The organism is Stenotrophomonas sp. CFBP8980 (assembly GCF_034046095.1).
Taxonomy (GTDB): domain Bacteria; phylum Pseudomonadota; class Gammaproteobacteria; order Xanthomonadales; family Xanthomonadaceae; genus Stenotrophomonas; species Stenotrophomonas lacuserhaii.
The window spans coordinates 520,729-535,966 of the sequence record NZ_JAXCXF010000001.1; the positions used below are offsets into that span (position 1 = coordinate 520,729).

The window sequence follows — 15,238 nt, forward strand, 5'->3', positions numbered from 1 at the left end:
CGCGGCCCGTGCGCAGACCGAAGGCAGCATGGTCCTGAGCGGCAGCATCGACATCGCGCCGGACGGCTCGGTCGAAGGCTTCACGCTCAAGAATGAAGACAGGATCGAGCCCTACATCCAGGATTTCCTTAAGCAGAATGTCGCCAGGTGGCGGTTCGAGCCGGTGCTGCGCGAGGGCAGGGCGGTTGCGGCGAAGACGCCGGTGAACCTGCGGCTGGTGGCCCGGCGAGCGTCCGGTGATGGAATGGACGTCGTGCTGAGCAGCGCCAATTTCCGTAATTTCGATCCCAAAGCGACCGACGCGGTGGCCATTGATCGCATGCCGCCGCCATCCTTCCCGCGCGAACTGATTGAGATGGGCGGTGCGGGCGAGGTCCAGCTGTTGCTGCGGGTGGCGCGCGACGGCACGGTCGACGATGTGATCGCCGAACAGGTCAACGCCTACGTGGCCGGGTCGACGCGCGCGATGCAGCGGATGCGTGACGTGATGGCGCGCAGTGCGGTCACCGCTGCGCGGAAGTGGGCCTTCATCGCACCGTCTACCGGCGCCAGTGTCGACGATCCGTTCTGGACGGTACGCGTGCCGGTGCGTTTCTTCTACGGTGGCAACGGGGACCGCTACGGCAAATGGCAGGTTTACATTCCGGGCCCGAAGCAGAGCGCGCCGTGGAGCGTAAAGGATGTGGCCGCCGATGATGCCCCCGATATGCTGCCCGATGGTGGGGTCTACATGGTCGGGGTCGACAATGGACCGAAGCTGCTGACGCCGCTGCAGGGCTGACGGCGGCGGTAGCGCCGAGCCATGCTCGGCGGCTCTCCGTTCCGGCAACGCGCGGTCTCGTGCAGGCCGCGCGCTGCGCTCGCCGAGCATGGCTCGGCGCTACCGGGGTCAGCGGTAGGGGTAGGTTACGCTGCGGTTGCGGCCCTGTTCCTTGGCCATGTACAGCGCTTTGTCGGCCATGCGCAGGGCCTGCTCGGCGTCGGCATCGAAGGTGGGGTAATGCGCGACGCCCACCGAGACACTGACATGGCCCACGGGGTCCAGCGGCTGGGTTGCGATCTGCTGCCGCAGCCGCTCGGCGATCAGCAGGGCATCGTCGGCGTCGGTGGTGGGCAGCAGCATCAGGAACTCCTCGCCGCCATTGCGGCACAGCACGTCCCCATCGCGTGAGTAGCGGCGCATCTGCTCGGCGATGTGGCTGATGACCTGATCGCCAACCGCATGGCCATGCTGGTCGTTGATGACCTTGAAACGGTCGATGTCCAACGCCAGGATCGCGAAGGACTGCCCCTGCGCTTTCCAGGTTTCCAGCGCCTGCTGCAGCCCACGGCGGTTGAGCAGCCCGGTCAGCGGATCGGTGCGGCTGGCCCGGTTGAGGGTGCCGATGCGGTCCTGCAGCGCCGTGAAGCTGTACAGCACGGCCTGCTTCAGCTGGGCTACTTCGAAATACCAGGCGCGAATGCCGCCCACGTCGGAGATCGCGCGGCCGGTGTCGCCTTCCTGTACGTTGCGCGCCAGCTGCCACAGCGGCAGCGAGATGCGCCGCGCGAACCACCAGGTCACCAGCAGCGAAAGTACCCCGAGCGGGATCGCGCGCCAGATGATCGATGACATCACCTGCGACAATGGCTGCAGGGTGGCCGCCGTCGGGCGCTGGGCTACCACGCCCCACCCGGTGGCGGGTACCGGCGCGTAGCCGGCAAGCATGGAAACGCCACGGCTGTTGTTGACCTGCGCCGAGCCCCGTTGCCCGCGTGACACCGCTTCGATCACCGGGTTGCCCGGCGCGTACGCGCCGACCCGTTCGGGATCGACGTGGTACAGCAGCCGGCCATTGCGATCCACAACGTACAGATAGGACCCGTCACGGTAGTAGTGCGTGCCCAGCAGACTCTGCAGGATGCTGCGCTGGCGCAGGTAGATGGTCGCGCTGACGTAGCCGCGGTAGTGTCCCTGCCCGTCGAACACCGGATGCGACATGGCGACCAGCAGCTTGCCGGTGGCCGATTCGTAGGGATCGCTGACCATGGGCTGGCGGCGCTCCAGCGCGATGCGGTTGCCTTCGCTGCGCAGGGTATCGCCCTTCAGGTGCAACGTCTGTGGCGAGGTGGCCAGGACCAGGCCGGTGTGGTCGACGATCAGTATCGAGTTGAAGCTGTTGGTCTGCAGTTGCAGGCGCGTGGCTTCGTCCTGCGCACGGCGGTCCTGCAGGCCCTCCCGGCCCAGCAGCATCGCGGTATAGGCCAACTGCTGCTGCGAGGACAGCACGAAGTTCTGGGTGGTTTCGGCCAGCTTGTTGGCGTACACCCGGTTCGCTTCCAAGGTGCTGCTGACCAGTTGGTCACGTTGCACGCGGTAGCTGGCCAGCAGGGTGTTGGCCAGCGCCACCACGGTGCTGAGCAGGGCCAGGGCAAGGATCAGTGAACCCAGGTTGAGGCGTTTGGAAAGCGAGCGCATGCGGGCAGGTCAGCCAGTTCTGATGCTGGCCCGACCGGTCTGTCCGGAGGGTACGCCAGCGCGGGACGGCGCCCGCACGCAGCAGCCTGCGCACGGTTCGGTGGGGACTGCGCGGGCATTATCGCTGAAAGAGACGGGTCACGTGCGGAGCGTGAGCAACGTCAACGTCAACGTCAAGGGCTGCAGGGCCCTGGGATGGCGGGGCGGGGCGGGTTGGCGGGGGACGGCAAGAGCCGCTCCTGCGGGCCTCGTTTCGCGCCATCCATGGCGCTCTACGCCCCCGCCAACCCACCCCGCCCCACCTTCGTCAGGTTCATGGCGGCCTTGGTAGCGCCGACCCATGGTCGGCGAGCGCAGCGGGCCGCTGGCGGGAACATTCCGCCGACCATGGGTCGGCGCTACCAGAGCGCCGTAGCGTGTCGGGTGGAGGGAGCCCCTGAGTCAGGGGCGGCCGCGAAGCGGCGGGGTGTGGGTGGTGGTGAAACGGGGCCCTCGTTTTGCGCAGCAAAGCGTGGGAGCGACAGCGCGAATGCGATGGCGTGTCCCCGTGCCCCGCATAGCCTCCCCGCCCGGCCCACCCCCAGCTGCGGCTTCAAACAACAACCACCCGCGAGGGGGTTCACCCGTTCGACCCCCGCAGCAACCGCGTGCGCAGCACTTCGCGCAGCCGCGCGGCGGATGCCTCGTCCAGCTCGCCCAGCACGCCACGCGCATGCTCCGGCACGTGTGCGGCAACCTGGTCATCTGCGTCGAACACGTAATGCTGGAACATCGCCTGCCAGGCCGCGCGTTGTTCCACAGGCAGGTCACGGATCGCCAGCAGGGCCAGCATCAAGGCGTTCATCGGCGCATCGCGCCATGCCTCTACCGGGCGCCACCAGTAATTGACCAGGATGTTGAACGCCTCGAGCCCTTCCATGTGGTGCCACCACAGGGCCGGAATGAATACCGCGTCGCCCGGTTCCAGCACGGCGCTCTGTGCCGCCTGCATGGCCAGCGCGAAGCGTGGGAACCGCTGCAGGTCCGGTGCGGCGAAGTCGACCAGGCTGATGGCCTGTCCGGCGGGGGTGAAGTCCAGCGGACCGACGTACAGGTTGCCGACCTGGCCGGGAGGAAACAGCGTGACCCGTCGCCGTCCTGCCGCCACGCAGGCGAGATTGTCCGGCGCATCATGGTGCGCGGCGATCCGTGAGCGGTTGCCGATCCAGATGCTGGCCAGTGGATCGGCCTGGCCCAACGACAGCGGATTCTCCTCGCGCAGGCCAGGCAGGTAGGTGTCCAGCGTGGTGGATGCAACATAGATGGTCGGTGCGTCCGCTTCGCTGCGGTACTTGAGCAGGGTGTCCAGCACCACGCGCAGCGGTACCTGTTCGCGACGGAAATTGAAGCCGGTGAGGTCGTCGTTGTAGAACACCCGGCCCTGCGTGCCGGGTGCCGCCGTGGTGGCGGTCACCGGCATGCCACCGTGGTCGAACCGCTTCAGGTAGTCCACCGCGGCGGTGTCGGCGTGCCGGGCGGCCTGCACCAGCGGCCACCCGGCGGCCAACCCCCGCACCACCTTCGGCGTGGTCCAGCTACGCAGCGCGGCAGGCAGTGCCGCAGGGTCCGCGAGCTGGACCTCGTCGATGGGGCGGGGTGGGGGCAGGGTCATCGCCACTTAGAACTTGTAGCGCACACCGAACATGTAGCGCGGACCGGTCTGGGTGGCATACCGCAGCATGTTGCTGTGGCGTGCGTAGGTGCGCATCGTCTCGTCGGTCAGGTTGATCGCTTCCACGCTCAGCGTCAGCTGTTCGCTCACCGCGTAGCTGATGTTCAGATCAAGCTGCCCATAAGCTTCGGTGTAGTTCGGGTTCGGGCCCTGGCCACCGATACCGTTGAGGAACTTGTCGCGCCAGTTATAGGCCGCCCGGACCTGCCATGCGTTCTTGTCATAGAACAGAACCGCGTTGGCCGAATCGCTCAGGCCGACCATCGGGTACTGGTCGCCCAGGCTCAGGTTGTCGAAGGTCAGCCCGGACTTCACCTTGGTGTAGTTCGCCGCGACACCGAAACCGGACTCGCCGAACAGGTGCTGCACCGCCACCTCCCAGCCTTCCAGATGATCCGAGCGCTGGTTGGCCGGCAGGGTGATGTCGAACCCGGCGATGGGATCCCCCGGCTGGCCGACGATGCTGCCGGTCTGCTGGCCGGCCGAGTTGACGCCGGTGGAAACCACGCCCGGGTCGCCGGCATGGTTGGTGAAGATGTAATTGCGGATGCACACCGTGTCGGTGGTGACGCAGCCCGACGCCAGCGCTTCGTTCCAGTACGCACCGCCGACCGGCGTGTGCAGGTTGCCGGCATCTTCGCGGGCGATGGTGTTGCTGATGAAGTTCTTGATGTTCTTGCGGAAGAAGCCGACCGAGGCGTAGCTGGCCTCACCGTAGTACCACTCCAGGGACAGGTCGAAGTTGTCCGACAGCAACGGCTCCAGTGCCGGATTACCACGCGAACCGGTGCCGCCCTGGGTGCGCACGATGTTGTCCAGGCGTTGCCCGCTTTCGATCTGCGTCCACCCCGGACGGCCCAGGCTGCGGCTGTAACTGCCGCGCAGTGCCAGCGACTCGTTGATGTCCAGCTTGAGGTCGACATTGGGCAGCACGTAATCGTACTTGCCTTGGCCGCCGATGAACGCGCCGTCGTCGGCGTAGGTGATGTTGAACTCGTTGAGGGAGTTCCAGCTGATCGAAGTCGGCACGCGCACCAGCGCCAACGACTCCACTTCGGTCTGCTCATAGCGCACGCCGGCGGCGACATGAAGCGGCATGTTCCAGTCGAAGGTGGTGCGGTACTGCAGGTAGGCGCTCTTGGATTTTTCGGTGGTGCGGATGTCCTCGGAGTACTCGGTCGGGGCGAGATAGCACGTCGGGCAGGCCGGCTCGGCGCCATTGGCTACCTGCGCCGCCCGGTCACGCAGGCGGTCGAAATCGAACACAAGGAACTGGCCCGTCAGGCGCGGATCGTCGTGGCCGGAGAACGCCTTGAAGTACTTGCCCATGTCATCGGCGTACCAGATGCTGTCGTCGTAGTCCGCCGGCGTACCGACGCCGCCCCAGCTGTCGCGTTGCTGGATGGCCGCCGCCGAGCGGTTGTCCACCTGGGTGTGGCCCACGCCGAAATCGAGCGCGGAATAGTCGGCGAAGCGGAACACGCCCTTGGCCTGCAGCTGTTCCACTTCCGACTTGTTGTAGCTGTTCTGGAATACCGAACCGGTGACCAGTGCATCGGCGGCCTGCACCCCACCCGGCGGCAACGCGATGTTGATGATCGGCAGGTCGCCGCTGTAATCCACCGTGGTGGTGCCGCGCACGTACGCCGCCACGCCGAGCACGCCAGCCGAGCCATAGGGGCCGTCGGGCTGCGATTCGGCACTGGCGCGGTGGTAGTCGAAGGACATGTCCAGTGCATCGTTGACTTCCCAGTCAACATTGAAGCCGAGCGAATCCATGCTGTTCCGGGTAGCCAGCTTCATGCCGCCCATCGCCACGTCGCCGTTCACCACGTCCTCGCTGTACACGATGGGGGCGGCAACCGGGCCATTGGTCCATGTACTGTCACCGGGGCCGTAGTTGAACCACACCGACAGTTCGCTGCGCTGCTGCTGCACCTTGTTTTCGACATAGGTGTAATCCAGCGTGGTGGTGACGTTGTCCAGCGGCTTCCACTGCAGCGTGGCCTGGCCGTTGGTGCGCTGGCGCTGCACGGCGTTGACGTTGTACGCGGTGTTCTGCGGACGGCCGTAGATATCATCGGCACCTGGCCGGTTGGTGATGCGGTCCGAATAGCCCGTGCCCGGCTGCGGCAGTGCGCGCCAGTCGCTGGTGTCGTCACCGCGCAGCGTCGCCCAGCCTTCGGCCACGGTGGCCTGGTTGAAGCCGGAATCGCGTTCCTGGTGGCTGGCGCTGAGCGCCACGCCGAAGCGTCCGTCAGCGTAGGTCTGGCTGAAAACACCGGACAGCTCACCGGTGACATTGGATCCCTGCAGCGTGCGCGGTACGTTGTCGTTGGAGGTATCGTGCACCGCCTTCATGCCGAGGCTGACCACCGGTGCCGCTTCCAGGGGGCGCAGGGTCTTGATGTTGATCGTCGCACCGATGCCGCCGGTCGGGTTGTCGGCGCGGGTGGTCTTGTAGACCTCCACTGCGGAGATCGATTCGGAGGCGATGTTGGCGAAATCGAACGAGCGCGAGCCGGACAGTCCACCGCCGCCGTTGCCCAGGTTGGAGGCCGGCATCTGGCGGCCGTTGAGCAGCACCAGGTTGTAGTCCGGGCCGATGCCGCGCACGGTGACCTTGGAACCTTCGCCGCTGGAGGTGCGGTCGATGGACACACCGCTGATGCGCTGCAGCGATTCGGCCAGGTTGGTATCGGGGAACTTGCCGATATCCTCGGCCACGATGCCGTCCACCACGCCCTGGCTGTCGCGCTTGAGGTTCATCGACGAGGTGAGGCTGCCGCGGATGCCGGTCACCTGCACGGTGTCCAGGGTGGCCGGGTCGGTGGGTGCGGCGGTGGCAGCGTCCTGCGCCCAGGCGGGGCCGGCGATGGCCGCCAGCAACGCGGAAGTGAGCAGTGTCTTGCGGGGTACGGCCTTGTACATCCTCATTGCGGATCCCTCCCCAGGGAGTGCGGAAACAGCGGGTTTGACTTCGGCTGGAGCGCGGCAACTACATGACGGGAGCGATTTGGGGATGCGTTGACAGCGTTGTCAACAAACCGTCTCCGCCGGTGGTCGGGCGGATCCCGGGGAGAGGGTGCTGGAGGTCCCGGAAGCCTTGTCATTGCAGTGTCATCAGCCCGCGCGTAGGCGGTGGGCATGCGCGGCGCCTCGCGCATGATCGTGTTGCGATGCGGAACGGTTCTGCGCAGGGTGGGTAGCGCTAACACTGACAGCGCTCGACAAAACGCGCCGTCACCGGGCGCTCAGCGCCTGCGTTTGCGAGGTGCGGCCGTGGATTCGCGGACCAGCACAGCATGGTCCAGGGTGATCATCCTGCCGGCGCCCGGCGAGCGGATGCGCTCCAGCAGCTGCAGCGTCGCCAGCCGGCCCATTTCTGCAGTGGGCTGCCGCACCGTGGTCAGCGCAGGGAAGATATGGCTCGCGATCGGGGTGTCATCGAAACCGCATACGGACAGATCGCGGGGGACCTGCAGGCCGCGGCCACCGGCGACCCGGTACACGGCCGCCGCCATGTCATCGTTGGCCGCGAAGATCGCCGTGGGCGGATCGGCCAGGTCCAGCAGGCGGTGTGCGGCCGGGATGCCGGATTCGAAAGAGAACTCGCCGCCGACCACCAGCGCGGCATCGTAGGCGATGCCGGCTTCGCGCAGCGCCGCGCGATACCCGGCGTGGCGCCACTGGCAGGCGCCGTGTGCCCGTGGTCCCTTGATGTGGCCGATGCGCCGATGGCCCAGCGCGACCAGGTGGCGCATCAACTCCACTACGGCGGTGGTCTCGTCCATGCGCACCCCGATGGCGCCGGTGGCGTCACGCGGGGCGATGCTGGCAAAGGGAATGTCATGTTCCTGCAGGTAGGACAGCACCACCGGATCATCGCTCAGCGGCGGGATCAGCACGACGCCGTCGGGGCGTGAGTTGTCGAACAGCGCGCTGAGGTCGGGCAGGGCATGGCGGCCGATCCCCACCGGGCCGAGCAGCAGGTTGTAGTGGTTGCCGTGGCAGGCATCCAGCATGCCGTTCTGGATCTCCATGAGGTAGTTGCGCGAAGGATTGTTGTAGGCCAGCGCCAGCGAATACGAGCGCTGGCCAGCCAGGCTGCGCGCGGAAGGATTGGGCTTGTAGCCGAGCCGTGCGACCGCCTCGCGCACCCGCGACTGGGTCTGCTCACGCACGTTGGGCTCGTTGTTGAGCACCCGCGACACGGTCTTGATGGAGACTCCCGCCGCCGCAGCGACGTCTTCGATTCGACTACGCATGATGCAGGTGGTCCTCGATGTGCCAGCGGCGGCCAGTGCGCGCCGAGCGATGGTGCAGCGTCGGGCGGATATTGCCACGGCGCAGCGCAGCACGGTTGCCGGCAGCCATGTCCCTGCCAGGCCCGCTGCGCTCGCCGACCATGGGTCGGCGCTACCAAGGAGCCGGCTTCTGGCGGCGTACGGATACTGTCTGCCCGCCCACCCGTCGCAGGCACGCAGCCGGCTCCTGCCCGGCCCCGCCCCGGAAACAACAAAGCCCCGCAATGCGGGGCCTCGTCGTGGATCGTCCGGCGCCAGGAACTCAGCGCTTCATCGAACCGAAGAACTCGTCGTTGGACTTGGTGTTCTTCATCTTGTCCAGCAGGAACTCCATCGCGGCCATTTCATCCATCGGATGCAGCAGCTTGCGCAGGATCCAGATCTTCTGCAGCAGTTCCGGTTCGATCAGCAGGTCTTCGCGACGGGTACCCGAACGGTTGATGTCGATCGCCGGGAACACGCGTTTTTCAGAGATGCGACGGCTCAGGTGCACTTCGCTGTTGCCGGTGCCCTTGAACTCTTCGTAGATCACCTCGTCCATCTTGCTGCCGGTGTCGACCAGCGCCGTGGCGATGATGGTCAGGCTGCCGCCTTCTTCCACGTTGCGTGCCGCACCGAAGAAGCGCTTCGGACGGTGCAGCGCGTTTGCATCCACACCACCGGTCAGCACCTTGCCCGAGCTCGGCACCACGTTGTTGTAGGCACGTGCCAGGCGGGTGATCGAGTCCAGCAGGATGACCACGTCCTTCTTGTGCTCGACCAGGCGCTTGGCCCGCTCGATCACCATTTCGGCAACCTGCACGTGGCGCGCGGCCGGCTCGTCGAACGTCGAACTGATGACCTCGCCGCGCACGGTGCGCTGCATTTCGGTCACTTCTTCCGGGCGCTCATCGATCAGCAGCACGATCAGGTGCACGTCCGGATGGTTGGTGGTGATGGCCGTGGCCACCTGCTGCATCATCATCGTCTTGCCGGCCTTCGGCTGGGAGACGATCAGCGAACGCTGGCCCTTGCCCTGCGGTGCCATCAGATCGAGGATGCGGCCGGTGATGTCTTCGGACGAGCCGTTGCCGCGTTCCAGGGTGAACCGCTTGCGCGGGAACAGGGCGGTCAGGTTCTCGAACAGCACCTTGTTCTTGGATGCTTCCAGCGGCTCACCATTGATGGTGTCCACGATGGACAGCGCGAAGTAGCGCTCGCCGTCCTTGGGGAAGCGGATGCGGCCGGACAGGTGGTCGCCGGTGCGCAGGTTGAAGCGGCGGATCTGGCTGGGCGAGATGTAGGTGTCGTCCGGACCGGCCAGGTAGCTGGCTTCGGCCGCGCGCAGGAAGCCGAAGCCGTCGGGCAGGATTTCCAGCACGCCGTCGGCAGCAACGCCATCACCGTGGCGGGTCAGCACCTTCAGCAGCGCGAAGATCACGTCCTGCTTGCGGGCACGGGCGACACCTTCGGAGATCTGCAGCTGCTCGGCGATTTCCAGCAGCTTCTGCGCCGGCATGCGCTTGAGGTCGCTCAGCGAATACACCGGGAAGCCTTCCGGCACGTTCGGCTGGGTGGTGCGCACGAACGGCTGCTGCTCGTTGTTGTCCTGCGGCATGCCATCGTCGCGTCCACCACCACGTGCCGGGCGGTCACGGTCGCGTCGGTTGCGGAAGCGGTCACGGCGATTGCCCTGACCCTGCGGGTTGTTCTGCTGGTTGCCCTGGTAGGGGCCCTGGTTCTGGCCGCCTGCGGTGTTCTGCTGGCCACCGGACTGGTTGTTGTTCTGCTGCGGGCGACCCTGGCCGGATTCGCGGCCTTCGTTGCCGTCACCGCCGTTGGCGGCGGGTGCATCGGCAGCGGGCGCGCTCGGCGCCGCCGCAGCGGGTGCGGGGGGCGGAGTGGGGCGGGGTGCTTCGGGCGCATTGGCCAGCGGCAGGCCGGCCTGTGCCGGGGCACTGGTTTCGGCGGACGCGGGTGCGGCGGCCTTGGTCACGCGCGGCTTGCGCACACGCTTTTCGGCGGGCGCATCAGCGCTGCCGGTTTCAGAAGTGGTATCGGACAAGAGCGTTATTCCTCGCTTGAAGGTGCGAGCGCCCGGCTGGGGCGGCGAACGAAGGGATGGGGTCTGGAGTGAACTGCATCCAGCGGGTGCGGCACGCGAACGCGGACCGGATGTGCCGACACTATCACCGGCGCGCGGCGCCTTGCAAGCACCGCGATGCCGCGACATTCAGGCAGCGCAGGGGCTGCAGGCAGCCGGCGTCACCGGCTGCCAGGAAACACAGGCCTCAGGCCAGCGCCTTGTCGAGCAGGCCAGCCAGCTGGGCCTTGCCCACCGCGCCTACCTGCTCACCGACCTTCTCACCGTCCTTGAAGACGACCAGGTAGGGAATGGAACGGACGTGGTACTTCACCGCCAGGTCGCGCTCGTGGTCGACGTTGACCTTGACGATCTTCGCCCGTCCACCGTACGCCACGGCCAGTTCGTCCAGAGCCGGTGCGATCATCTTGCACGGGCCACACCATTCGGCCCAGAAATCAACCAGGACCGGCTCTTTGGAGTTCAGTACGGTGCTTTCGAAGTCAGCGGTGCTGACATGTACAACGTTGTCGCTCATCTTGGTTTCTCGTCTTGTGGGGCACCCGGCTGGGGCCGGAGGTGGGTGAACTGGGCTGGACCAGAGTGGCGCAACCCTCGTCGTTGCCTGGTGGAGCAGGCTCCACGGTGCGCTGGGCAGGATGCCTGGACGCTCACGGCCGGCAGTTTACCCCTATCGGCACAGGGAGACAGGGGGCGGCTGGAACCCAGCGTATCGCGATCAACATGACCGACGGAATGTGTCGGATTTCACTGTCCACGCCTATGGGATAGGGTCCTGCTGACACCGCACAAGGGACGCTCCGGCAACGATTCAGCGTGCGGTGGCCTGGATGAATGCGCGATCGGCCGGGAGTCTCCGCGGCCCGTGAGACGCACGGGCCCGGTTGCTGGCCTGATTACGCTAAACTGCTTCATTGAGCGGCAAGGGACCCGAGGGTTCCAAGGCCCGCCGACCCGCCGCAGGGGCCGCAGTTTGCGACGGAGCCCCCAGATGACGCCGAGCCGCCCGATTGCAGGTGGCGGCCAGACCAAGACGGACACATGAGCGACAAACCGCTGACCGATTTGACCTTTTCCTCCTTCGATCTGCATCCGGCATTGCACGCCGGTCTTGAAGGAGCCGGATTCACCCGCTGCACCCCGATCCAGGCGTTGACGCTGCCGGTCGCACTCGCCGGTGGCGACGTCGCAGGCCAGGCACAGACCGGTACCGGCAAGACGCTGGCCTTCCTGGTCGCGGTGGTGAACCGCCTGCTGACCCGCCCGGCACTGGCCGACCGCAAGCCGGAAGATCCGCGCGCGCTGATCCTGGCACCCACCCGCGAACTGGCCATCCAGATCCACAAGGATGCGGTGAAGCTGGGTTCGGACCTGGGGCTGCGCTTCGCGCTGGTGTACGGCGGCGTGGACTACGACAAGCAGCGCGAACTGCTGCAGCAGGGCGTGGACGTGATCATCGCCACCCCCGGCCGCCTGATCGACTACGTCAAGCAGCACAAGGTGGTTTCGCTGCATGCCTGCGAAATCTGCGTGCTCGACGAAGCCGACCGCATGTTCGACCTGGGCTTCATCAAGGACATCCGCTTCCTGCTGCGCCGCATGCCCGAGCGCACCACCCGGCAGACCCTGCTGTTCAGCGCCACGCTCAGCCACCGCGTGCTGGAGCTGGCGTATGACCACATGAACGAGCCGCAGAAGATGGTGGTGGAGAGCGAATCCATCACCGCCGCCCGCGTGCGCCAGCGCATGTACTTCCCGGCCGACGAAGAGAAGATCCCGCTGCTGCTGGGCCTGCTGTCGCGCAGCGAAGGCGCGCGTACGATGGTTTTCGTCAACACCAAGGTGTTCGTCGAGCGCGTCGCGCGCGCGCTGGAACGTTCCGGCTACCGCGTCGGCGTGCTGTCCGGTGATGTTCCGCAGAAGAAGCGCGAAAGCCTGCTGAACCGCTTCCAGAAAGGCCAGCTGGAAATCCTGGTGGTCACCGACGTGGCCGCCCGCGGCCTGCACATCGACGGCATCAAGTACGTCTACAACTACGACCTGCCGTTCGACGCCGAAGACTACGTGCACCGCATCGGCCGCACCGCCCGCCTGGGCGAGGAAGGCGATGCGATCAGCTTCGCCTGCGAACGCTATGCGATGGGCCTGCCGGACATCGAGGCCTATATCGACCAGAAGATCCCGGTCGAAGCGGTGACCGCCGAACTGCTGACCTCGCTGCCGCGTCCGGAACGTGCGCCGCCTGCGCCGGGCGAGGAAGGCGACGAGAACGAAAGCGTCAGCCAGATCTTCCGGGAAGCGCGCGAAGCGCGTGCCGCCGAAGAAGAGCGTCGTGGTGGCGGTCGTGGTGGCAAGCCGTCGGCTGGCCGCGGCGAACGCAGTGGCGAGCGTAGCGGCGAGCGCCGCCCGCGTCCGCCGCGCAAGCCGCGCGTGGAAGGCGAAGTGGTCGCTGCAGCCGAAGCTGCCGTTGTCGCCGGTAATGGCGAGGCCGCTGCCACCGCCCCCGTCGATGCCGTGCAGGCACCGCGCCCGCCGCGTGCCGACGCTGCTGTCGCGCAGGATCCTGCAATGCAGGACGGCGAGCGCAAGCCGCGCAAGCGCCGTCGCCGTCGCAACGGCCGTCCGCTGGAAGGTGCCGAAGGAACGAATCCCCAGGGCGCAACCACGGCGCAGGGTGCACCGGTGCAGGTGGTGGCCAAGCCGGTCCGCAGTGCGGACCCGGGCGACTCCTTCCTGACCCGCATCGGCCGCAAGATCCGCCGGATGCTGGCGGGCGGGTAAGCGGGTAAGCGGCATCGCATTCGCGCTGTCGCTCCCCCGGTTCGCTTTGCGAACCGCGGGCCCCGCGTCACCAGCTCCCACACCCCCGCGCCTGCGGCGCTGCCCCCGGACTCCGGGGGCGGCGGTCTCTCCGTTCTGCCTCGCTGCGGGGCCTGACCCGGCCGCGATGCCGGAAGGTTTTCGCCGGGCAGGGCCCGGCGCTACCGATCCGCCGCGCCGCTCCTGCATAATCAGGGGATGAGCGTCCTGCGGTTCGACAACGTAAGCAAACAGTACGCCGGTGGTCACGAGGCGCTGACCGATGTCAGCTTTGACGTGGCACCGGGCGAGATGGTGTTCGTCACCGGCCATTCCGGCGCGGGCAAGAGCACCCTGTTGAAACTGATCCACCTTGACGAGCGGCCCAGCCGCGGCGCGGTGGTGTTCAACGAGCGCAACCTGCTGAAGGTGCGCGGCGGCGACGTGCCACGGCATCGGCGCGAGGTGGGCGCCGTCTACCAGGACCACCGCCTGCTGATGGATCGCAGCATTTCCGAGAACGTGGCGCTGCCGCTGATCCTGCGCGGCACCCGCCGTGCCGACATCGGCAAGCGTGTACGTTCGGTGCTGGAGCGCATGGGCCTGGGGCACCGCGAAAAGGCCCTGCCTTCGCAGCTGTCTGCCGGCGAACAGCAGCGCGTGGGCATCGCCCGCGCCATCATCGGTGAGCCGCGCCTGCTGGTGGCCGACGAACCGACCGGCAACCTCGACCCGACCCTGGCTGCGGAAATCATGGCGCTGTTCGCCGAGCTGCCCGCGCGTGGCACCAGCGTGCTGGTGGTCAGCCATGACCTGGCCCTGCTGCGGCGCATGCGCAAGCGCGTGCTGATCCTCGACCATGGTCGCCTGGTGGACGACATCTCGCCGCAGGACCTGGCCGAATGAGCACCGAATCCACTCCCGCGCCCGAGCGCAATGCCAACGCCCCGGCGGCGGCGCCTTCGAAGCTGGGCATCTGGTGGCAGCACCACCTGCACAGCGTGGTGTTCAGCCTGGGCCGCGCTTTCCGCAAACCGTGGGCCACGCTGCTGACGGTGATGGTCATGGCGCTGGCGCTGGCACTGCCGCTGGGCCTGTCGATCGCGCTGGACAACCTCAAGCACTTCACCGGCAGCGTGCAGCAGTCGCGCGACATCAATCTGTTCCTCAAGGCCGAACTGGACGGTGCCAGTGCGGATGCCCTGGCCACCGAGCTGCGCGCGCGCGATGACGTCGCCGCGGTGACCCTGCGCACGCCGGAACAGGGCCTGGAAGAACTTCGCGGAAACGCCGGCCTCGGCGAGGCGATCGACGCGCTGCAGTCCAATCCGCTGCCCAGCCTGCTGGTGGTGACGCCGGCCGAGAAGGCCGACGATGCGCGCCTGGCACGTGCGCTGGGCACGCTGCCGCAGGCCGACCTGGTGCAGCACGATGCGCTGTGGCGCACCCGCCTGGACGGCTGGCTGGCCTTCGGTGCACGGCTGGTGCAGGTGCTGTCGTTGCTGCTCGGCCTCGGCGCGGTGCTGGTGGTGGGCAACACGGTGCGGCTGGACATCCAGGCGCGCCGCGAAGAGATCGGCGTGCTGCAGCTGCTGGGTGCCAGCGATGGCTTCATCCGGCGCCCGTTCCTGTACCTTGGCGCGTGGTACGGCCTGGGCGCGGGGCTGGTGGCGCTGGGTCTGATCGCCGGCGCCGGCGCCGCACTGGCCGGGCCGCTTGCCCAGTTGTCGCAAAGCTACGCCAGTCCCTTCGCGCTGAAGGGGCTGGACCTGCTGCATTCGTCGGTCGTGCTGCTGGCCATCGTGCTGGTGGGCTGGCTGGGTGCATGGCTGGTCACCGGACATTTCCTGCGCCAGACGCGCCCCACCGAGACCTGAGCC

At 67.1% G+C, this 15,238-nt stretch carries 10 protein-coding genes; 4 read left to right on the top strand and 6 right to left on the bottom strand.

All coding sequences use genetic code 11. The annotated features are described in order from the left end of the window. Positions 1-28 precede the first annotated feature (28 nt). Positions 29-781 carry an energy transducer TonB gene (locus SOM47_RS02480; protein ID WP_320504654.1) on the top strand — a complete coding sequence of 251 codons (753 nt, stop codon included), beginning with the start codon at positions 29-31 and terminating at the stop codon, positions 779-781. A gap of 108 nt (positions 782-889) precedes the next feature. On the opposite strand, the gene SOM47_RS02485 is transcribed toward SOM47_RS02480, so the two are convergent. The 6 genes from SOM47_RS02485 to trxA form a co-directional block, all read right to left on the bottom strand. Then, the gene (locus SOM47_RS02485; protein ID WP_320504655.1) at positions 890-2,458 is read right to left on the bottom strand and encodes a sensor domain-containing diguanylate cyclase; all 1,569 of its coding nucleotides are present in this window, start codon (positions 2,456-2,458) and stop codon (positions 890-892) included. 619 nt (positions 2,459-3,077) lie between these two features. Continuing rightward, positions 3,078-4,109: a cupin-like domain-containing protein gene (locus tag SOM47_RS02490; protein WP_414715745.1), complete on the bottom strand. Its 1,032-nt coding sequence runs from the start codon at positions 4,107-4,109 to the stop codon at positions 3,078-3,080. 6 nt (positions 4,110-4,115) lie between these two features. Further along, positions 4,116-7,106 (bottom strand): TonB-dependent receptor, encoded by a 2,991-nt coding sequence (locus tag SOM47_RS02495; RefSeq protein WP_320504656.1) that lies wholly within the window; start codon positions 7,104-7,106, stop codon positions 4,116-4,118. 317 nt (positions 7,107-7,423) lie between these two features. Next, positions 7,424-8,437 carry a LacI family DNA-binding transcriptional regulator gene (locus tag SOM47_RS02500; protein ID WP_320504657.1) on the bottom strand — a complete coding sequence of 338 codons (1,014 nt, stop codon included), beginning with the start codon at positions 8,435-8,437 and terminating at the stop codon, positions 7,424-7,426. A gap of 301 nt (positions 8,438-8,738) precedes the next feature. Further along, entirely contained in the window at positions 8,739-10,520 is a 1,782-nt protein-coding gene (gene rho, locus SOM47_RS02505) for a transcription termination factor Rho (RefSeq protein WP_320504658.1), read from the bottom strand. Between the two features lie 226 nt (positions 10,521-10,746). Next, on the bottom strand, positions 10,747-11,076 hold the full coding sequence (trxA, locus tag SOM47_RS02510) for a thioredoxin (RefSeq protein WP_042612690.1): 330 nt from the start codon (positions 11,074-11,076) through the stop codon (positions 10,747-10,749). A gap of 524 nt (positions 11,077-11,600) precedes the next feature. Here trxA and rhlB point away from each other — a divergent pair. The 3 genes from rhlB to ftsX all read left to right on the top strand — a co-directional run bounded on the left by rhlB (position 11,601) and on the right by ftsX (position 15,235). Continuing rightward, positions 11,601-13,340 (top strand): ATP-dependent RNA helicase RhlB, encoded by a 1,740-nt coding sequence (gene rhlB / locus SOM47_RS02515; protein ID WP_042612689.1) that lies wholly within the window; start codon positions 11,601-11,603, stop codon positions 13,338-13,340. 237 nt (positions 13,341-13,577) lie between these two features. Beyond that, positions 13,578-14,264, top strand: a complete 687-nt coding sequence (gene ftsE / locus SOM47_RS02520) for a cell division ATP-binding protein FtsE (RefSeq protein WP_042612688.1) — start codon at positions 13,578-13,580, stop codon at positions 14,262-14,264. Further along, positions 14,261-15,235, top strand: a complete 975-nt coding sequence (gene ftsX, locus SOM47_RS02525; RefSeq protein ID WP_320504659.1) for a permease-like cell division protein FtsX — start codon at positions 14,261-14,263, stop codon at positions 15,233-15,235. The genes ftsE and ftsX overlap by 4 nt, the downstream gene beginning before the upstream one ends. The last annotated feature ends 3 nt before the right edge of the window (positions 15,236-15,238 follow it).